The sequence below is a fragment of the Paenibacillus sp. FSL H8-0537 genome, from assembly GCF_038051995.1.
GTDB lineage: Bacteria > Bacillota > Bacilli > Paenibacillales > Paenibacillaceae > Pristimantibacillus.
This window is the reverse complement of record NZ_CP150290.1, coordinates 6,586,094-6,605,776: the sequence shown is the minus strand read 5'-3', so window position 1 is coordinate 6,605,776 and position 19,683 is coordinate 6,586,094. Positions and strand designations below refer to the sequence as shown.

The window sequence follows — 19,683 nt, the reverse complement described above, 5'->3', positions numbered from 1 at the left end:
CTTATTAAGCATGCAAGCCTAAAATTAGTTTGTCGACTAAATATATTCTAAAACGAGGCTGGAACCGCCGTCAAGCTTTATCCAGCGTGTAGTTCTGCTATTCTATGCATCTATCATACCGATAGAAAAGGTATTTTTGTATAAAATTGTATTGATTGTTAGTGAAAACTAGATTAAAGTATAAGTTGAGATTAACATAATTTTCTTTTTTTATAACATAATTGATTTAACCTAATAAGCAGACAGGGGAGGAGTCCATTTTTTTAGTAGGGAATAATCAGTTATGGTCGTATGATGCATGTTTTTTTGGAGAAAAAAATAATAAAGATATTGGAGGTATCATCCATGACATTGAAAAGAAAATACGTGACTACGCCTTTTTTAGTGCTTCTGCTGTTCTTCGTAATGGCTCTTCCTATTTCAGCTGAAGCCGTCCCTTCTAATCATTCGGGGCTGCTGCCTGCTGTTCAAATAGAGCCTGAGGTGCTTGGGGAAGTCGAAAGTATACAAACGGATTGGGAAAGCGGTCTAGCGCTTAGTCCGTCAGAGCTTTTGCAAAAGCCTAAGCCGGCAAATGCAGCAAGCCGATTGAATTATAATGTGGATGGCGATATTCTGTACCATAGCAGCTCATTAACCGCAAGCAATCCGCAAAACTTTTATTTCTTCAGTGTGGCTGCGGCACGCAGCATTATTTTTCGGACGGAATCTACCAATGCCAGCTATCGTGTAGATCTGTATCAAATTGATTGGAGCACGGGAACCGCTTATCCGACGGGGATTGGCAATACAAGTGGCAATTTGTCGGCTGCTAATAATGTGCCGGCAGGCGACTTTGGACTATTAGTTACTTCCACAGGTACAGTAGGGGCATCGTATAATGTCCAGTCCAATGTTTCCGCTCCAAGTGGTGCCCTATCTTATACTCAAATTTCAACTCTTCTGCAATCGGTAGTATGGAAGTATGCGAATAATGATTTATATCTCAACAATAAATTGATTGCAAACACATCAGATACAGCGAATGCTAATCCGCAGCTCGATTGGGAGAGAGTATATTACTTCTCTTATGGAGGCGGCTATAATTCACGCACGCATAGCATTTCGGATGCACGGGTGAATTATATTACGACGGCGGTAGACTATCAGTCTACTTATGCAAGCTCCAATAATGCTGTACTTATTGTATTGAAGGAAGATACCTTGTTCACGTATCACTATTCGACCTTCTCTTCAGGTCCTCCAACGCAATATTTCTCGTCCTTTACGGATACAAAAGGGCTAACGACACCAAGAAAATTTGGCTTTTTAGATTCAATCGGTAATCCAAATATATTGGTTTATGATTTGAATACGAACAAGGTCATCGATTTTGTTAGTAGTTTGAATTACTATTATGCAAATGGAATCGAGCCTGCGCCTACCGTAAATTACTACAACTAAATTCGTATAAATACTGCCTAGTGCTAGTATTGAATAGAAGGCAGGGTATTAAAAAAGCTATCTCCTCAGCCGTTTTCGAACGGTCTCAGGGATAGCTTTTTCTATTGTTTTTTAAAGCTTTATTTATCCCCATTTCAGGATCGAACAAGCCTTCAATTTTTCGCTTGCCTGAATGGTAACTGAATGTTGGGTGGGAGATTTGGCTCCTAATCACTTATCACTATTGAATCGATTTTTTGTTATAATTACATATAAAGAGTATTTGTCTCAGGAAAGGTGGACAAGCTAAGTGAATATATATGTAGTAAATCGCTACAAAAAGCGGGTGTTGGTTGTGAGAAGAAATACTCATGAAAAAAAGCTTAATGCACTGCTTAATGCTAAAGCGTCACTTGCAATTGAAGGCATGTTTCTGACTACTAGAGAAGAACAGCTACTCATGAGAAGGGTTAACGGTGAAGTGAAAAACAATGAATTTCTAGCTCTTGCCATGGAAATTGCGAAAAATGTATGAGCAAAGCAATTCGATTTATTGTTATCCTGATAGTGATGTCCTAATCAACTTACCTGGTTTTACAGAGCAGAGAAATTTAGATGCCTTCGAAAGAATGGTAACCTTGGATCGATTAAGGCTACTTCAATTAAGGCCTCTAAAGGGGAAGTTTAATCGAGGTCATTTGTGAATATTCATAAATTTATATTTAAGGATATCTATCCTTTTGCTGGTAAGCTTCGCGAGGAAGAGATTGCAAAAGATAATTTTCGTTTTGCAAATGTAAGGTTTATAGCCAGTCAAACGGATCAATTACTTGAGGAACTTAAAAGCGAAAACTTACTAAAAAGTTTATCGTTTGAAGCACTTGTAGAGAAAGTTGCCTATTACCTTACGGAATTAAATGTTCTTCATCCGTTTAGAGAAGGGAATGGCCGTACTCAACGCGAGTTTATAAGGTTATTGGTACTAGAATCAAACTATTATATAGATTTTACTCTTGTTAACCCTGCTTTAATGCTTAAAGCCATGATTGAATCCCCGTATAATTATGAAAGACTAAGATCTATTCTGCAGGCAATTACGACGAAAATGATTTAGTATTACTTACTGAGTTGAGTTTACATCCATATATGCCTCTGGACAGGGCTTCAAATTCAATTCTCTCTAACATGTAAATCCACAACCGCAAGAGGTTGTGGATTTTTGCGATCTCCTACATTTCCTTTTTTATGAAAAGATGAAAAAAGAAGTGTTGCCCGCTTCAATTAGAAAGCGCTCCAGCCAGCGGTTCTAAGCGATTAGACAATATTTGCAGCGGCCTGTCTTTTGAAGTAGGATAAAGAAAGAAAAGGTATTCTTTAAAGAGCAAGGGGGAAAAGGGCGGTGCAGCTGTCTACTGAAACGATTCAGGTAGGCTTCATTATAATGTCGGCTATCGCAGGGCTTATGCTCATCTTTTTGCGTATCCGGGCAGGCAAGCAGCCGACTACCCTTCGTAAGATCATTATCCCGCCAGTCGGCATGTCGACCGGCTTTATGATGTTCCTGGCACCTATGACTCATATTCCTTGGGGCTGGGGTTTAGCTGCTTTCGGGACAGGCCTGTTGATTTTTTCTTTTCCGCTGGTCGTATCGACCCGGCTGGAGCGGATTAATGCCGATATTTATGTCAGGCGTTCCAAAGCTTTTATTTTCATCATGCTGACCCTATTCATTATTCGATTGGCGCTGCATAGCGTGGTGGAGCAATATATGTCGATTCCGCAGACGGGGGCATTGTTCTATCTCGTGGCCTTCGGCATGATCATTCCGTGGCGTCTGGCAATGGTCAATGATTATCTCAGATTGTACAAGCTTTCTTCATAGATGAAATCGTTATAAATAATAGAGCTATCTAAGGGGGAACTGGCATGGACAGAGCATTGACAGAACGTGTAAAGCTTACGCAAAAGAGGCTTCGGAAACGGACGATTACGGCCGTTCTTAATGAATTTGATCATAAAATCATGAGACTCGGCACGGAGAAGCGTGAGGAGAAATACCGCAAAATGTCGCTAAGCCCGTTTTCCTTTTTTCGCGGCAGCGCCTATTTATTTTATATGGATGTGACGAGGGAGTGGTTTCCCTATCACACGCCGGCAGAGCGTCCGACCTGGATTCAGGGCGATTTGCATTTTGAAAATTTCGGTGCCTTCCGCAATGAGCAAGGGGCGCTTGTGTATGATGTGAATGATTTTGACGAGGGCTACTTGGGCTCCTATTTATATGATTTGCTGCGCATGTCGGTCAGCATAGCACTTGTATGCCGCATGAAAGGCGAGTCGGAGGATGCTGAGCAGCATCAAATCGAGGCTTATTTGCGCGCCTATGCGAAACAAATGTGGAAGTTCGTCAAGGGTAAGGATGATCCGGCATCGTTCATAATGGATGAGGAGCGAGCAAGCGGCAAGGTGAGAAAGCTGCTTCGCAAGCTGCGCAAGCGCAAGGAACAGCATTTTTTGGAAAAGGTTACGGCGCTTGTACAGGAGCATCGCAAGTTTGCGCATACGGATGAGATCGTCGCCCCGACGGAAAAAGAGCGCGCTGCGCTTCTAGAGGCTTGGCCGCAATATATAGAAAGCCTGCATGCTGATGATGCGCAGGAGGCTGTCCATTATCAGATTAAAGATATAGCCGTAAAGCATGGCTCTGGAACAGCCTCAATCGGGCTGGACCGTTTTTATGTACTGATTGAAGCGGGCAGCGGCGAGCTAGGGCACGAGGATGATATTGTGCTGGAAGTGAAAGAAGTGCGCATTGCCGTTCCGGCTTATTTTCTGCCCTATGATGAGTCGTTCTGGACAGCGTTTGAGCATCAGGGCAAACGCGTGACGATGACCCAGCAGGCCATGCACCATGAGGCTGATCCATACCTCGGCCATCTGACGATAGGCGGCAGACAGTTTTATGTGCGGGAGCGTTCTCCCTTCAAGAAGCGGCTCAAGCTTGAAACGCTGGAGACGGCGGAGGATATGCAAATCGTGACAGAGACGATGGGCAAGCTGACCGCGAAGCTGCATGCGCGAGCGGATTCTGATGTGCAAAGCGGCATTTTGGACTACCATAGCGAGCATGAAATCGTCAAAGCGATGGGCAGTGACGAAGAGTCCTTTAGCCGCTTCATCGCAGAGTGGGCGATGTCCTATGCAGATCAAGTTGAGCAGGATTATGCGCTGTTTGTAGATTGGCTGGGCAATAAATCAAATACGGATTAACGAAAAAGTATGTTCCGCAACAGCTGCCAAATAGGTGTACAGGTTGGAAGACAGATAGACGAACCTACAAATAGGAGTGTGCATTCATGTCCATTTATACTTATCAAGCGGATACGATTACAGGAAAGACGGTTAGTCTGGAGCAATATAAAGGCAAGGTCGTTATTATTGCCAATACGGCGAGCAAATGCGGCTTTACACCCCAATATGCTGATTTGCAAAAGCTTTATGAGCAGTACAAGGATCAAGGCCTGGAAATACTCGGTTTCCCAAGCAATCAATTTGGCGAGCAGGAGCCGGGTGAAAACTCGGATGTACAAAGCTTTTGCCAGTTGAACTATGGTGTAACGTTCCCATTGTTTGCGAAGACGGATGTAAGGGATGAAACCGCACACCCACTGTTCAACTATTTGACGGCTGAAGCGCCTTTTAATGGATTTGATACAGCTGAAGCTAGCGGCAAAATGCTTAGTGCATTTTTGACCGAAAAGCTGCCGCATTTTATGGATGGAGACTCCATCAAATGGAATTTTACCAAGTTCCTCATTGACCGGGAAGGCCAGGTTGTCAAACGTTTTGAATCGACCTATGAGCCACTCAGCATGAAAGAAGATATTGAGAAGCTGCTCTAGCTTTTAAAATAGCCCATAAGGCTGTTTCAAGCATCATTCATTTGATGTTTGGGGCGGCCTTTTTGTTTTGTCTTAGGTTGCTGCCCATGTTACTTCTCCCACCAAGTTACAGAGGCGCCATTGCCCAGTATTCCTAGCAGGGTTAGGGAGCCAAACACATTGATCGTAATGGTCTGACCTGGCGGCACGACGATGTTGCCGCCGAGCGGAATTTGAAACGGACCGGGATACAGCGCATAAACCTGACAGGTGGTTCCCCCGCTTACGGTATTGATGGATGAAGCTGCGGTCGTTACGCTTGCAACACTGCTGCCAAGCACGAGGTTTGCAGGTGTTTGCGATGTAGAAGTACCGATACTGCCTCCTTGAAGAATGGATAATTGTCCGCTAAAGCCAGATAGCAGGTTTAGGGCAACGCTGATATAACAGTAAACCTGATCGAGGAAAAGCCGCTTGCCGCTGCCAACGGGATTAACGACCTGAAGCGACGTATTCACGGTTCCGCCCAGAAGCCCAAGAGAGGCACTGTTGGCAGCATAGATGGAGAAGGCTCCAGCAACTGCTGCTGAAGTGGCCGCATCTGAAGGGAGGTAACAGCCCAGTTTATTTATGGTGTTCGCAGCTTGCCCGATCAGCGGTTTATTGGAGGTCTTAAAAATAGACTGGTTCGGCATTTAGGCTTCCCACCACACAATGTTGGTGGCTGTGGTAATAACGCCTGTCCCAACGGAAATCGTTATAGCCCGGTTTGGCGGCACGATGATAGCTCCCGTAAACGTAAAGTTGAATACACCTGCTGCCAGCAGCATGGTCATAAATAGCGTTGGTGATCCGGTTACGTTTCCCGTAGCAACGCGGGCAGTGGCAATACTTGCTGTAACATTGCCGAACTGGCTGTTAAAGGGTGTAGGCGTTGTTCCCCCGGTGACCGTACCGGTGGAATAGAAATTAAGGGTGGCGGCAGCTGTAATGCCGCCGGAGATACTGGAAATGTACAGTGATCTTCCACTTCCTGAAGGGTTTGTAATTTGAATGAGCTGATTGTTTCCAGCGCCTATGCTGGCACTTCCGCTTGTTACGATAAACAATCGGCCGTTTACAGCTGCATTTTCCTCTGGCGGCGCTATGATGGCCGGTGAAGTATAAACGTTGTTGATGAGCATGCTTAAGGGGCTTTTTTCATTATTAAAAACAGCATTATTGGTCATTACATCACCTCTTAAATCAAATCGATATATGACAGGATATGGGGATTAGCGTTTATAGGTATGGGGACATGCCGCACGTTGTGAAGAAAAGGCGGATTTTATACGGACAGCTGCCGTCTCCGAGACTTTCAAATGTACATACAGTGTGAGCACATGGACATAGAGAGGAAGCGAACGGGGAAGGACATACGGGCATTCTTCTATCTCTTTCCTGTAATACTAAATGGAAACTAGGTGATGGCATGCCAAACTTTTCGACGTTTAATCCGAATCCGGATAATTTACGTACATTAATATTTGGTAAAGACGGCACACAAACGGCTCAGCCCCTTGCAACAGACACATCAGGCAACTTGCTGAACATTATGCTGGACGGCACAATTGGCAATTTGATGGGGGCGACAATTACCACTGGTACCATCGCAGCTGTCTTGGGAACGACAATTACGGCGGGAACACTGAATGCGGTAAATGGAGCGACGATCACGGCGGGAACATTGAATGCGGTAAATGGAGCGACGATCACGGCGGGAACATTGAGCGCGGTGAACGGGGCGACGATCACAGCAGGGACGTTAAGTGCGGTGAATGGGGCGACGATCACGGCAGGGACGTTGAGTGCGGTGAATGGGGCGACGATCACAGCGGGAACGCTGAGTGCGGTGAGTGGAGCGACAATCACAGCTGGAACGTTGAGCGCGGTATTAGGAGCAACGATCACAGCTGGAACATTGAGCGCGGTGAACGGAGCGACAATCACAGCTGGAACGTTGAGTGCGGTGAATGGAGCGACGATTACAGCAGGAACACTGAGTGCAGTGAGTGGAGCGACAATCACAGCTGGAACGTTGACGGCAGTAGAAGGAGCGACGATCACGGCTGGAACATTGAGCGCGGTGAACGGAGCAACAATTACAGCGGGAACATTGACGGCAGTATTAGGAGCGACGATCACAGCGGGAACGCTGAGTGCGGTGAACGGAGCAACGATTACAGCAGGAACGTTGACGGCAGTAGAAGGGGCGACAATCACAGCCGGAACATTGAGTGCGGTGAACGGAGCAACGATTACAGCCGGAACACTGAGTGCAGTGAGCGGAGCAACCGTCACGGCAGGAACGTTGACGGCAGTATTAGGAGCAACGATCACAGCCGGAACATTGAGTGCGGTGAACGGGGCAACGATTACAGCTGGAACGTTGACAGCAGTAGAAGGGGCGACAATCACAGCCGGAACATTGAGTGCGGTGAACGGAGCAACAATCACAGCTGGAACGCTGAGTGCGGTGAGTGGAGCGACGATCACAGCCGGAACATTGAGCGCAGTGAACGGAGCAACGATCACAGCTGGAACATTGAGCGCGGTGAACGGAGCGACAATCACAGCTGGAACGTTGAGTGCGGTGAACGGAGCAACGATCACAGCTGGGACCTTGACGTCTGTCTTGGGAGCGACGATTACGGCGGGAACTTTGACGGCGGTAAATGGAGCAACAATCACAGCCGGAACATTGACGGCAGTATTAGGAGCGACGATAACAGCGGGAACATTGAGCGCAGTGAACGGAGCAACAATCACAGCTGGAACGTTGACGTCTGTCTTGGGAGCGACGATTACGGCGGGAACTTTGACAGCGGTAAATGGAGCAACAATCACGACAGGTACACTGAGCAGTGTAACGTCAATTTCACAAAGGAGCTTCCAAGAAAGCTCCAGCTTGAATATTGTAACAGCAGACGCATATACGGCATTGACCGCTGTTACAACCAGCGTATTTGGCACTTATTCCTTCTTCGTATACAACCGGGGTCCGGGGGCCGGTCGTGCAGATGCGCGTGTGGAAATTAGCGCTAACGGATCGAACTGGTATACGGATGTTGAAACGGTAACGGGCATTGCCACAGGATCGGTGGATGTGCTGGTGCCACAGCGTTTCTTAAAATACACGCGGCTTTCGTACCGCTCCAGTCTGGCGGGCTCGTCGACGACGCTGGATGTATTTTTCAACGGTCAGGGCAGCTAAATTAGGAGGGCTTTCGTCATGCTGCTGGGAGTTCACATTATCGCTCGCAACGAAGTGGATGTGCTGGGCCGCTGCCTCAAAAGCATTAAAAATATCGCAGACGAAATTATCGTTGCAGATTCAGGCTCCACAGACGGCACGATAGAGCTGGCCAGCCAGTATGGAGCCAGAGTGCTGACTGTGGAGTGGCAGGACGACTTTTCCAGCGTCCGCAATGCGGCACTTGAACAGGCGCGTACGCTCTGGGTTTTGGTGCTGGATGCCGACGAATGGCTGGAAGGCGAGACGGGCCAAGCGTTAAGGCAAGAGCTGCAGCATACGAAAAATCCAGCTCTCCGTCTGCCGATGCGTCATCTATATGATGACCATTCGGCAGACCACTGTCTTTACAGCCAAGCAATTAGGTTGTTTCGGGCCGACCGCGGCTATCGTTATGAAGGTGAAATTCATGAACAGCTTATTTCCAGCTCCATTGAGAGTAGGCGTGCATCTGAGGCGAAAAGTATAGACGGGCCGCTGCTTCAAACACCGCTCACGCTTGTTCACGACGGCTATAAGCCTTCAGTCATTGCCCGCAAAAATAAAGCGGAAAGAAATTTACGGATCATTGCCAGGCAGCTGTCCCAGCGGCCTCATGATCCTTTTTGTCTTTATAACTACGGGGTGACAATGTGTCAGCTGGGCAGAACGGCTGAGGCTGAACCTGCGCTAAGTGCTTCTTGGGCAGGGGTGCCAATAAACGCACCCTATCGCCCTTCGCTCATTCGGGACTATGTAAAAGTGCTGCTCGCACTCGCAAGGCCAGAGGAAGCGATGGCTCTGCTCCGTGAAGAAGTGCTGCGTTACCCAAACTATGCAGACCTCCATTGGCTCACGGGAGAGGCACTCTCTTCTGCTGGCATGCTTACAGAAGCAGCACAGGCCTATGAGACGGCGGCTCTTATATCAACCAAGGCATTAGGTCAGCTAGATATAAACACGAATAAAGTCTCCACTGGCGATTATATTACCGAGCTTGGCTCAGATGGAACGTTGATTCGAACGGCATGGGGGGAGGTGCTGAAACGTATGGGCAACCATGAGGCGGCAATAAGTCAATATGAGCTGGCGCTCGCTGCAGCATGGCATCAGCCAGCGGCTGTTGGCATGGCGGATACGCTTCAGCTTATTGGCTGGAGCGATACGGCTATTGCGAAGCGGTTGAGGGATTTATGCGCCGTTGGAGAGAGGCGGGATGCGGCCAACAAACGCTTAGCCTCCGTCATGCAGCAGATTGGCGCTTGGCAATGCGCCAGAGAGCTGTGGATGGAAGGCGCGAATGAGGCGGGCCTGATTGTTGCTGTGGGAGGGCATGAAGGAATGCCTGATAAGGATTCTTTTTCAACAGAGCAGTCCGACTGGAGTGTGGAAGAAATCCGCCAATTTGGCGAATGCCTCATGGCTTGCAGTCAATATGTGGAGGCGAATGCGCTCTGGGAGACTTGGCTGGACCGTATGCCGATTGCAGATCGAGAAGCTTTAAAGGGGCCGGAAGAACAGGCTGTTCTGCATTCGCTGGCTCTCGATTGGACTTTATGCTGCTGGCAGCTTGGTGAAACGGTAAAAGAAGGAACAGGTCTTGGAGCACTGCAGCGCTTTTTGGGGCGAGAGCAGGCTAATGGCCGTATTTTTTCAGTGGAAAAAGAGTGGTGGAATCAGCTTGCCGAGCAGACAGCTACCGCCTATGTAAAACAGGCCATTGAGCTGAATATGCTTCTGCTGGCGGCAAGGCTGACGGCTTGCCATCCGGGGCTGCAATTGGAAGGCGAGCAGTTGCTTTATGATAACGGGTATGTCGCTATGGCAGCGGAGCTTATGCTTCGCCGGTATGCCAGAGAGGGCGGAATGAGCGCGGGGCAGCAATTTCGGCTAGGGGAGCTGCTGTATGATAAAGGGCTTTACGGCGAAGCCTTATCCCTGTTCGAAAATATGTCTGAGACAGGAGAGTATGGTGATCGAGCGCAGCTTGGCTCGGCGGCAGCTTGCCTCCAAATGGGAATTGCAGCGCTGGAGCCCGGCCAATATAGCGGCAGTCGAGGCTGGGATGGCAGCTGGGCCGAGCAGGATGAGGAGCGGCTTCGCGCAGCACTTGCACGGGTGAATGCGCTCGGCTGGCACACGAGCTGGAATGCCATGCAGAGGAGGCGGGCGAATGGCGGGGCAGCGGAAGCTGATCTCTTTATGCATGATCGTTAAAGATGAGGAGAAGCATTTGCCGAATTGTTTGACCAGCGTCAGAGGAGTAGTGGACGAAATCATTGTGGTGGATACCGGATCAAAGGACCGGACGGTTGAAATTGCGCAGAGCTTTGGAGCGACGGTCATAAGGGCGGAGTGGGAGCAGCATTTTTCCAAGGCGCGGAATATTGGGCTCGATCAGGCGCGCGGGGAATGGATTTTATTTCTGGATGCCGATGAATCGCTGGATGCGGCAGGCGGAGGGCAGCTGCGGGTGTGGGCCCAAGATGAGGAGCAGATGGCGCTCTTGCTTCAGGTGCGGAACGTCATTGGCGATGAGGAATCGGCAGGCTCCACCGTTCATCCGGTACTGCGCATGTTCCGCAATGCTGAGAAGCATCGGTTCGAAGGGCGGATACATGAGCAAATCGCGGCGGTGATTTTGCGCGGAAACCCGGAAGCGAAATTTCAAATGACGGATGTCGTCATTCATCATTATGGCTACAGGGCGCAGGAGGTTTTAGAGAAAAATAAGCTGGAGCGCAATATGAAGCTGCTCCAGTTCGCGCTTGCGGAGGAGCCGTCGAATACGTTTCACCACTACAATATAGGCGTGGAGTTTTTGCGGCGGGGCGAGGCGGATAAGGCGCTGGATGCTTTTCGAAGGGCGCGCGGCTCACAGGAATTTGCGCATTTAAACTATGCTCATCTCGTTGTCAAATATGAGGTGCGAAGCCTGCATGCCTTGGAAAAATGGGCCGAAGCCGCCGAGGTCGCAGCGGAAGGTACCTCTCGCTATCCAGATTATACGGATATGTGGCATTATTGGGCGCTTAGCCTCGCCCAGCTCGGAAGCTTGCGGGAAGCGGCCCAGACAGCAGAGCATGCGCTTGAGCTTGCAGGCGCGCCCGCCCACTACCATACAGAAGAGGGCATTGGGACGTATCGCACCGCCTATTTGCTAGGGCGCATCAACGAAGCTTTGCTCGATGAACAAGGACTGGTGTCCGCCTATGTGGCGGCGCTGCGGCAGCAGCCGAGTCTGCTGCCGCCACTGTTCAGGCTGTGCAGGTATTTTCACGCGGCTGGCGAGGAAGAACGGTTGTTAGCTGTGCTTGCCGCACGTATCGGCTGCCCTAACGAGGGAGCTGTACGGAAGCTTGCCGCCGTTATGCTGGCTTCCGGCTGCCCTGTTGCAGCTGCCGATTGGCTGCGATGGCAGGCGGATTTGCAGGAGCAGCCCGAGCATCGCCGTTTGCTTCGTGAGCAGGCGGGGGCTATCGAGCTGCAGGATTACAGCGGGTTTCCGCTGCCGGATGAGCTGGCACAGCAGCTCGTAAGGGATGCGGAGTGGAGCATAGGCGATGGATCGGGGGAACGGGAAAGGGGGAATAGAGCTGTAACCGCCCGCCAGTGGTGGCTGCGAGCCGATCAATGGTTGGCAAAGCACCAGCAGCTGCGGCAGGCGGGTCAGGCTGGTCGAGCGAGCTTGAGGAAAGACGCGGTTCAGCTTGCCCGTTTGCTGTTGCCGGGTGAGGAAGGCTGGTAGACGGTAAGTTAAGCGGCGGGAGTGATTAGATGAAGGGGGAAGATGTGGAAGCAGCGTTTCGTGAAGGTGGTGCCGTTGACGAATGGTGGGAGGAAGCGAGGACAGCAGAGTCAGAAAAGCTGCGTATATCCTTATGCATGATAGTTCGCGACGAGGAAAGGTTTTTGCAGGGCTGCTTGGAATCCGTCCTCCCCTATGTGAGTGAAATGATAGTCGTCGATACGGGTTCGGTTGACCGGACGGTGAAAATCGCGCAATCATATGGTGCCCGGGTACTGCAAGCCACATGGCACAGCGACTTTTCACAGGCTCGCAACAAAGGGCTGGAGGCAGCTGTGCAGCCATGGATTTTAGTGCTGGACGCCGATGAACGGCTGGAGCCGCTACCTCTGGAACAGTGGCAGATGCTGCTCGCTGATGAGGAGCGATTCGGCTATTATGTCCAGCTTATTAGCCGGGTAGGGTGCGAAGGGGCGGAAGACGAGCTGACGGATGCGGTATGCCGTCTGTTCCGCAATGATGAGCGGATTCGGTTTGCAGGCGCTATCCATGAGGAGACGGCGACAGCTGTCGCTGCGCTGGAACGGGGTGGCCTGCCGCTTGCTCCGGTTGTCGTGCGTCATGAGGGCTATCGGGATGAGGTTATAGCCGCACGGGGCAAAAAACAGCGGAACGCCGCTATTTTGCAAAACGCCTTGCGGCGTAATCCCGCAGATCCCGTCCTGCGCTATGCAATGGGCACGGAATGCTGCACCTATGGCGATTGGGAAAAAGCGATTGGCTGGCTCGAACCGCTGACCGCCGAGCTGCCGCCGGATTGCGGCTATGCGTCGGATGTGCTGCTTAAGCTGAGCCGCTCTTGCCTAGCAATGGGGATGGCGGAAGCAGCGGCGCATTGGGCGGACAGGGGAGTCCAAGCATTCGGCTACGCCGATTTCCCTGATTTATATGAAGCTTGGGCGGCAGCGCTGCTGGAATTGGATTTTGCTGAGAAAGCGTTAAAAAAGCTGGAGATAGCGCTTAAGCTTGGAACGGCATCCAGCTTTTATTCGTCAGCCGCGGGAGCCGGGAGCTACCGGACCATGTGCGGAGCAGGCTTTTGCCATGAGCGGATGTATGAGTGGGAAGCGGCTGCTGACCGCTACGTGTCCGCCATTCAGGCGAGGCCAGACTATGCTCCGGCTTGGGAACGGCTGCTGCTGTTAGGTGCGTGGGACGAAGAGATACGCAGCAAATGGCTGCTGGCGAGCACAAGTCTTCTTCAAGCAGATGAAGATGAAACGTCGAAGAAGGGAGGCCAGGCGGGAGAAGGGCTGAAACAGCAGACGCTGCTGAACCACCTGCTGTGCAAGCTTGCTTATATTGGCTTGGAGCTGCAGCCGGAGGTGTCCGCTCAGCTGATTGAAGCGTTGGTGGAGCGCGACCAACGTATATTTTGGCAAGGCTTGCTGCTTGTTCAGCAGGGCGACAAGGCTGGCGGTTCCCAGCTATGGCAAAGCCTGCCCGCCGGGGGATGGGGGGAGGTTTATACGGCTGCGCTGGACTCGTCAGCAGCCGATGACTCAGTTAGTGCGGGAGGCGGAGCCGACTCCGCACTGGTGACACAGGCGCTGCATCATGTGCGCGCCTGGCAAGCGCTTTGCGCCAGCGGCGCGCCGGCGGATGCGCCGCCGCTGGCGTGGTGCAGCCTGCTGCGCATGCAGGCTGCAAGCCCGGGCCGCCGGCCAGCAGCTTCGCCGCTGGCCGCGGGCGCTTTCGCAGCCGCGGCAGGCGCCTGGCCTGCTGCCGCTGTGCACTTCACGGCGGCGCGCGCCATTGCCGCGCCGCCCTGGCTCGCGCGTGCGGCGGCCTCCGGCGCAGCCGCCGCCTACGCGTCCCGCGCCCGGCTGCTATGCGGCCGCCGGGCGGACAGCCCCGCAGCGCGCGGCGTCATTCCCGCGCCCGCGCCGCTGCAAAGCGAAACCGAGCTGATGCAGCGCATCAGCTCGGCCCTATTCCCCTTGCGGCTGCTATAACGGCAGCCGCTTCCTTTATGAATGGCATGATGATTGTAGTTGAAAAAGTTTCACAGCATCAATGCTCTGGTGTTATGTCGCTGCATTCTGCCCAAGCTTCTCAAGCTGGGCCGCAATTAGGCGCTCCCACCTGCTGCTCCATCTCGCTTCATCGAAGGCGAGCGCGGTTTGACGTGCGGCAGCAGCCATTTCTCCCCGAAGAGAGGCGTCTCCAAGCAAGTCGCATATCGCTTCGTAAAGCGGCACCCAGCGAGGCGGCACGAGGCGCCCGTTCAAACCATCGATGACGATGTCATTGAGCCCGCCGATATCCGTGGCGACGACGGGTACGCCGCAGCTCATCGCTTCAAGGCACGAGAGGGAGGTTCCCTCAGAATAAAGCGTAGGAATGACGGCAATATCTGCCGCATGATAGGCATCTTGCACGGTATCAAAGCTGTAGGTCCGCACGAGGATCCGCTCCTTATGCGGCTGGGCCTCTATCCAGAGCTGAAAAGCAGCAGCGACAGGAGTATGGTCCAGCAGCTCTCCCGCGAACTCCACGGTCACATTTGCAAAACGGTCCAGCAGCTTGTCTGTTACGAGCATCATCGCTACAACACCGCGCTCATAGCTCAGCCTCCTTGGATAGAGCACGCGCAGCGGCTTAGGGGCTGTCACTTCTTTTCCATAGGTCTGACCCGAAGCTTCTTTAGACGACAGGCGATTTGCCGATTTCTCGTTTTTTGGCCGAAACTGGCTAGTGTCCACCGGATTTGGCAGCAAGGCGATTTTGGAGGAATCGTCAAACTCGCAGGTGGAGCGGCAATAGGTTTGAAAATGCGAGTCGACCGACACGATCAGGTCGAGCTGGCGGATGGCGCTGCCGATTATGGCGGCGATGTTCGCTTTCGTTTTCAGCTCCATGCGGCTGTAATCCCAGTTGATGCCATGGCAGATGCCGATGCTGCCAGGACGGTAGGCAATGGGCTGCCAAATGCAGCTGGCATATATAATGAGACCCTCGGCGGCAGCCGCCATACGCTCGAAGGCGGCAGCCAATGCGTCCACCTCATACGTCCAGCCGCGGACCGGACTCCCTTCGTAGCTGGTGGAGAATTCTCCATAATAAGAGAGCTGGTAGACGAGCGGGCGCAGCCCCATCCTTGCAATGGTGCGGCACAGCAGCCCTACATAACGCTCGAGCCCGCCACCGAAGGGCCGTGTATACTGCTGCTGATAGGCATTCAAATAGCTATGGGTCAAAATCGTGACGTCTGCCCGTGCTTCCCCATTGCCCATCCCTCTACTCCCCCTTCGGTATCATTCGCTCCGCCCAGCGAACAAGCCGGGGGTTCGGATCAAGAATCGAGGCATAGTGGGCGAGGCTGCCCCATTTGCCCTCCGGGTCAAGCTGCATGTACCGCTCATATTTTTGAAGGCGCTGCGCTGCACTTCCTGCCCATCCGAAATGCTTAATGCGCAGCTCCGTCAGCGCTCCGGGAAGCGCGCTGCATGTGAGCGGGAGACGCGGCACATGATGGGCCCATTGCGGATAGGCATAATGATAGCCGGGCAAGTAGCGAGTGAGCGTCACCGTCGGTCGCTGATGCAAATTCCACCAGGCATCCTCCCGGTAATGCGTCACAGACCCCCAGAAATCATACATGCGAAAAGCTACCCAGTCATACGCTCCCTGATTGATCAAGCTTCGCATTTCAGTCTTGGCGGCATCCTCATAAAATTCGTCCGCATCGACCGCGAGCAGCCAGTCGGGTTCGGTTTCCTCGGCTGCCCGCCACAGCATTTGGCGCAGCCGCCATTCGCAGCCGAACAGCCGCTCCTCATTTTCCACCAGCCTCACAACTTTGCGGCAGGCTTTGCAAATATCGACGGTTGCATCGGTGCTTGCATCGTCCACAATGACGATTTCATCGACGAAGCTGGACAGGTCGGCAAGCAGCGATTCCAAATAGCGGCCCTCCTCATTGCGTACTTGCATAATAGCAGTGAGCTTATTGCCTGTCGTTTTGCGAGGAATGCGAAATGGCTTTAAGCCACTCATGGCTGAACCTCCCTATCGCGATGGTGCGCCTGCTCCATTACGATATGATCGAGCTTGGCAAGCTCGATGATGTTGCCAAGCGCCTCGATGTTAGTCTCCGCCGCGATAAGGCAGCAATGGATGGCTTCATGGCGCTTGCCCTGAAGCAGCAGCACCGTGCCGGTCATCAGCTGAAACTGCTCGCGTTCCGCTATGCTCCCCAGCGGTTCTTTAGACAGCAGCAGGTAGGCGCTTTCCAGCCTGCCGCTTTGCAGGTAAAGCTCAGCAAGCAGCTTGCGGGCTTCCGGATCGGCTTGCAGTGGCTCAAGCCTTGCAATCGCCGATCGATAATCATCGTTGAGCTGGTACAGCAGTGCCTCTGCTAGGAAGTGCTTGCCGCCGTCCATCCACCGGAGCAGCCGCTCGCCCTGCAGCTGCTCTTCATCAGAAAGCGCTGTGTGCAGATAGGTGCGCACCGCTTCATCTATCAATCCCAGCTCCAGCTGCATGGCGGAACGAAATCGATAAATATGCTGCAGCGCCTGCTCGCGCCCATCCAGCACGGCTTGCTCAAAGGCGGCGAGCAGTTCGCCTTGCGCTCGCAGACTTTCGCCAGTCAAGTAGCGATACACCGCATGGAAAAAAAGCTGGTCCGTCAGTCTTCGCCTATAAACGGCTGGAATGCCAGCTTGATCATCTTCCTCCCTCGCCGCCGCTTGCCTGCTTTGTTGCAGCGTCGCAGCGTCTTGCTCACCTTCAGCTCGATTGTTCTGCTCCAGCGCCGCCATATCTGCCTGCTCCCTTGCTTCAGCAATCCGGCCCGCGGCCCGCGTTTTGTCGGCCTGCTCCTCATGCCAAATGGCGCGGTAGCGCTGCTGCAGCCGTATGAGCATCTGTGATTCATAGCCGTCGATATGCCATTCAATCGCTTGTCTCGCCAGCAGATCGGACGTTTCATCGGTGCCATCAAGCAGGAAAATATCGCCGCGGCAAAAGGCCTGCTCCAAATAAAAGGCTTCGGTGGCAGCAACGACGAGCGTCGCCCGCGCGCACAGCCAGCTGCGATAGGAGCGCCATCGCTCTGCTTCCTGCGGCTCTGAATCAGGAAGATAGGCGATCAGGCTGCGCGATGCCAGCGGTGCTGCAATATGTGTCCAGCAAGGATGGAGCACAAGCGCGCAGGTGCGGTCCCAATCCAGCTCAGGCAGACGAGCGAGCGATAGGGGAACGATGGACGCGGCGCTTGCCCAGTCCGGGAGCGCGTCCTCGGCGATCATATAGATGTGACGCTGCTCTCCGAGCTTAGCCAGCCAGTCGCGCTCCGCCGCCGGGAACGCTCCAAAGCGGCTGTAGGGAAAAATAACGATCGGCTTCCCAGTCATGATGTCTTCACCATCCGTTCAGGTTGCAAGGGCTACTGGCAGCGCGCGCCATGCCGCGAGCAAATACGTTATTGATAGAACCTATGAAAACAAAGGTTGATCACATGCCATCTATTTTATTAACCATGCGGATGATCTTATAATTTTGCGGGATTTTGTGTATTATAGAAAGATATCTATTTTCGTGGGAAAGGTTGGTCACAATGGAAAACAACGTGGACACAAAGCTGTCATCCTCTAACTTTATAAAAAATATTGTGAGCGAAAATTTGAAGACCGGCCATGTCAAGGAAATCGTGACGCGCTTTCCGCCGGAGCCGAATGGCTATTTGCATATTGGGCATGCGAAGTCCATTTGCTTGAATTTTGAGCTGGCTGATGATTTCAAAGGCAGAACGAATCTGCGTTTTGACGATACGAACCCGGTTAAGGAAGATACCGAATACGTCGATTCCATTCAGGAGGACGTAAAGTGGCTGGGCTTTGATTGGGACGAGCTGCGTTTTGCCTCGGACTATTTCGAAGAGCTTTATAATCGCGCAGTGCTGCTCATTAATAAAGGCAAAGCATACGTATGCGACCTGTCCGCCGAGCAAATCCGCGAGACGCGCGGCACACTGACACAGCCTGGGCAAAACAGTCCTTACCGTGAGCGCAGTGCAGAAGAGAATATCGATCTGTTCGCCCGTATGCGCGCAGGAGAATTTCCTGACGGCTCGAAGGTGCTGAGAGCGAAGATCGACATGGCTTCGCCGAATATCAACCTGCGTGATCCCGTGCTGTACCGTATCGCTCATGCCCACCATCACCGGACTGGCGATGCTTGGTGCATTTATCCGATGTATGACTATGCTCATCCGATCAGCGACGCAATTGAAGGCATTACGCATTCCATCTGTACGCTGGAGTTCGCCGATCACCGTCCGCTCTATGACTGGGCGATTGCCGAATGCGAGATGCCGGCAGTGCCTCGTCAATACGAGTTCGCCCGTCTGAACGTTACGAATACCGTGATGAGCAAAAGAAAGCTAAAGCAGCTTGTCGACGAGAAAGTGGTGGACGGCTGGGATGATCCGCGTATGCCGACGATCAGCGGTCTGCGCCGCAAAGGCTTTACGGCGGAAGCTATTCGCGCCTTCTGTCGCGAGATCGGGGTTGCGAAGGCGAACAGCACGGTCGATGAGCGGATGCTGGAGCATTTTATCCGTGAGGACTTGAAGCTTAAGGCGCTTCGGACGATGGCGGTATTGCGACCGCTCAAAGTCGTTATTACGAACTATCCGGAAGGCGAAACCGAGCTGCTCGATGCAGAAAATAACGCCGAGAACGAAGACATGGGCATTCGTCAAATTCCTTTCGGTCGCGAGATTTATATTGAGCAGGACGATTTTATGGAAAATCCGCCGAATAAATATTTCCGCCTGTTCCCTGGCAATGAGGTGCGTCTGAAGCATGCTTATTTCATTACTTGCCAAGAGGTTGTGAAAAATGAAGCGGGCGACGTTATTGAGCTTCGCTGCTCATACGATCCGGCAACGAAAAGCGGCTCGGGCTTCAACGCCCGCAAGGTAAAGGGCACGATTCACTGGGTGGAGGCGTCACAGGCAGTTCCGGCAGACTTCCGTTTGTTCGAGCCTCTTATTACGAATGAAGCAGAAGAGGAAGGCAAGCCGTTCCTTGAATGCATCAACCCGAATAACCTTGAGGTGCTTCAAGGCTTCGTGGAGCCGAATATGAAGGATGCCGAAGGACAAGCGAAGTTCCAATTTTTCCGCCACGGCTATTTCAATGTAGATCCGAAGGATACGACGCCGGAGAAGCTTGCTTTCAACCGTATCGTTTCGCTGAAAAGCTCCTTCGATCCAGCAAAAGCATAAGTACCGCATCAGCTTAATAGCAAAAGCCGTGAACGTCTGCCTGTCAGGCAGTCTTCACGGCTTT

The 19,683-nt window shown here is 52.1% G+C and carries 16 protein-coding genes; 11 read left to right on the top strand and 5 right to left on the bottom strand.

Going from position 1 to position 19,683, the window contains the following annotated elements; translation table 11 throughout:
- Positions 1-345 precede the first annotated feature (345 nt).
- From MHB80_RS27995 to MHB80_RS27970, 6 genes are all read left to right on the top strand, one after another.
- Positions 346-1,443 carry a hypothetical protein gene (locus MHB80_RS27995; RefSeq protein WP_341279989.1) on the top strand — a complete coding sequence of 366 codons (1,098 nt, stop codon included), beginning with the start codon at positions 346-348 and terminating at the stop codon, positions 1,441-1,443.
- Positions 1,444-1,732: 289 nt separating this feature from the next.
- Positions 1,733-1,957, top strand: coding sequence for a hypothetical protein (locus MHB80_RS27990; protein WP_341279988.1), 225 nt, complete (start codon positions 1,733-1,735; stop codon positions 1,955-1,957).
- A gap of 165 nt (positions 1,958-2,122) precedes the next feature.
- Positions 2,123-2,536 (top strand): Fic family protein, encoded by a 414-nt coding sequence (locus tag MHB80_RS27985; RefSeq protein WP_341279987.1) that lies wholly within the window; start codon positions 2,123-2,125, stop codon positions 2,534-2,536.
- 285 nt (positions 2,537-2,821) lie between these two features.
- On the top strand, positions 2,822-3,304 hold the full coding sequence (locus MHB80_RS27980) for a cytochrome c biogenesis protein CcdC (protein WP_341279986.1): 483 nt from the start codon (positions 2,822-2,824) through the stop codon (positions 3,302-3,304).
- 44 nt (positions 3,305-3,348) lie between these two features.
- Positions 3,349-4,692 carry a DUF2252 family protein gene (locus MHB80_RS27975; protein WP_341279985.1) on the top strand — a complete coding sequence of 448 codons (1,344 nt, stop codon included), beginning with the start codon at positions 3,349-3,351 and terminating at the stop codon, positions 4,690-4,692.
- An 86-nt stretch (positions 4,693-4,778) separates the two neighbouring features.
- The gene (locus MHB80_RS27970) at positions 4,779-5,324 is read left to right on the top strand and encodes a glutathione peroxidase (RefSeq protein ID WP_341279984.1); all 546 of its coding nucleotides are present in this window, start codon (positions 4,779-4,781) and stop codon (positions 5,322-5,324) included.
- A gap of 89 nt (positions 5,325-5,413) precedes the next feature.
- On the opposite strand, the gene MHB80_RS27965 is transcribed toward MHB80_RS27970, so the two are convergent.
- Both MHB80_RS27965 and MHB80_RS27960 read right to left on the bottom strand, forming a co-directional pair.
- The gene (locus MHB80_RS27965; RefSeq protein WP_341279983.1) at positions 5,414-5,998 is read right to left on the bottom strand and encodes a hypothetical protein; all 585 of its coding nucleotides are present in this window, start codon (positions 5,996-5,998) and stop codon (positions 5,414-5,416) included.
- Positions 5,999-6,532: a hypothetical protein gene (locus tag MHB80_RS27960; RefSeq protein ID WP_341279982.1), complete on the bottom strand. Its 534-nt coding sequence runs from the start codon at positions 6,530-6,532 to the stop codon at positions 5,999-6,001.
- 242 nt (positions 6,533-6,774) lie between these two features.
- On the opposite strand from MHB80_RS27960, the gene MHB80_RS27955 reads away from it, so the two are divergent.
- The 4 genes from MHB80_RS27955 to MHB80_RS27940 are packed head-to-tail and all read left to right on the top strand — an operon-like array spanning position 6,775 to position 14,337.
- Positions 6,775-8,556 carry a DUF6385 domain-containing protein gene (locus MHB80_RS27955; protein ID WP_341279981.1) on the top strand — a complete coding sequence of 594 codons (1,782 nt, stop codon included), beginning with the start codon at positions 6,775-6,777 and terminating at the stop codon, positions 8,554-8,556.
- Between the two features lie 18 nt (positions 8,557-8,574).
- Positions 8,575-10,791 (top strand): glycosyltransferase, encoded by a 2,217-nt coding sequence (locus MHB80_RS27950; RefSeq protein ID WP_341279980.1) that lies wholly within the window; start codon positions 8,575-8,577, stop codon positions 10,789-10,791.
- Positions 10,748-12,322, top strand: a complete 1,575-nt coding sequence (locus MHB80_RS27945) for a glycosyltransferase (RefSeq protein WP_341279979.1) — start codon at positions 10,748-10,750, stop codon at positions 12,320-12,322. Before MHB80_RS27950 ends, MHB80_RS27945 begins: the two co-directional genes overlap by 44 nt.
- A gap of 29 nt (positions 12,323-12,351) precedes the next feature.
- Positions 12,352-14,337, top strand: coding sequence for a glycosyltransferase family 2 protein (locus tag MHB80_RS27940; protein WP_341279978.1), 1,986 nt, complete (start codon positions 12,352-12,354; stop codon positions 14,335-14,337).
- 72 nt (positions 14,338-14,409) lie between these two features.
- Here the strand turns inward: MHB80_RS27940 and MHB80_RS27935 are convergent, their stop codons facing one another.
- The 3 genes from MHB80_RS27935 to MHB80_RS27925 are packed head-to-tail and all read right to left on the bottom strand — an operon-like array spanning position 14,410 to position 17,742.
- Complete coding sequence (locus MHB80_RS27935; RefSeq protein WP_341279977.1) at positions 14,410-15,618, bottom strand: glycosyltransferase family 4 protein; 1,209 nt, start codon at positions 15,616-15,618, stop codon at positions 14,410-14,412.
- Between the two features lie 4 nt (positions 15,619-15,622).
- Positions 15,623-16,381: a glycosyltransferase gene (locus tag MHB80_RS27930; protein WP_341279976.1), complete on the bottom strand. Its 759-nt coding sequence runs from the start codon at positions 16,379-16,381 to the stop codon at positions 15,623-15,625.
- Complete coding sequence (locus tag MHB80_RS27925) at positions 16,378-17,742, bottom strand: hypothetical protein (protein WP_341279975.1); 1,365 nt, start codon at positions 17,740-17,742, stop codon at positions 16,378-16,380. Before MHB80_RS27925 ends, MHB80_RS27930 begins: the two co-directional genes overlap by 4 nt.
- A 203-nt stretch (positions 17,743-17,945) precedes the next feature.
- Between MHB80_RS27925 and MHB80_RS27920 the strand changes: the two genes are divergently transcribed.
- Positions 17,946-19,619, top strand: coding sequence for a glutamine--tRNA ligase/YqeY domain fusion protein (locus tag MHB80_RS27920; protein ID WP_341279974.1), 1,674 nt, complete (start codon positions 17,946-17,948; stop codon positions 19,617-19,619).
- Positions 19,620-19,683: the final 64 nt, after the last annotated feature.

Bases quoted from the DNA above. Each gene is read 5' to 3' on its own strand.
- MHB80_RS27995 (WP_341279989.1), top strand. From the start codon at position 346: ATGACATTGAAAAGAAAATACGTGACTACGCCTTTTTTAGTGCTTCTG.
- MHB80_RS27975 (WP_341279985.1), top strand. From the start codon at position 3,349: ATGGACAGAGCATTGACAGAACGTGTAAAGCTTACGCAAAAGAGGCTT.
- MHB80_RS27970 (WP_341279984.1), top strand. From the start codon at position 4,779: ATGTCCATTTATACTTATCAAGCGGATACGATTACAGGAAAGACGGTT.
- MHB80_RS27965 (WP_341279983.1), bottom strand. From the start codon at position 5,998: ATGCCGAACCAGTCTATTTTTAAGACCTCCAATAAACCGCTGATCGGG.
- MHB80_RS27960 (WP_341279982.1), bottom strand. From the start codon at position 6,532: ATGACCAATAATGCTGTTTTTAATAATGAAAAAAGCCCCTTAAGCATG.
- MHB80_RS27955 (WP_341279981.1), top strand. From the start codon at position 6,775: ATGCCAAACTTTTCGACGTTTAATCCGAATCCGGATAATTTACGTACA.
- MHB80_RS27950 (WP_341279980.1), top strand. From the start codon at position 8,575: ATGCTGCTGGGAGTTCACATTATCGCTCGCAACGAAGTGGATGTGCTG.
- MHB80_RS27945 (WP_341279979.1), top strand. From the start codon at position 10,748: ATGGCGGGGCAGCGGAAGCTGATCTCTTTATGCATGATCGTTAAAGAT.
- MHB80_RS27940 (WP_341279978.1), top strand. From the start codon at position 12,352: ATGAAGGGGGAAGATGTGGAAGCAGCGTTTCGTGAAGGTGGTGCCGTT.
- MHB80_RS27935 (WP_341279977.1), bottom strand. From the start codon at position 15,618: ATGGGCAATGGGGAAGCACGGGCAGACGTCACGATTTTGACCCATAGC.
- MHB80_RS27930 (WP_341279976.1), bottom strand. From the start codon at position 16,381: ATGAGTGGCTTAAAGCCATTTCGCATTCCTCGCAAAACGACAGGCAAT.
- MHB80_RS27925 (WP_341279975.1), bottom strand. From the start codon at position 17,742: ATGACTGGGAAGCCGATCGTTATTTTTCCCTACAGCCGCTTTGGAGCG.
- MHB80_RS27920 (WP_341279974.1), top strand. From the start codon at position 17,946: ATGGAAAACAACGTGGACACAAAGCTGTCATCCTCTAACTTTATAAAA.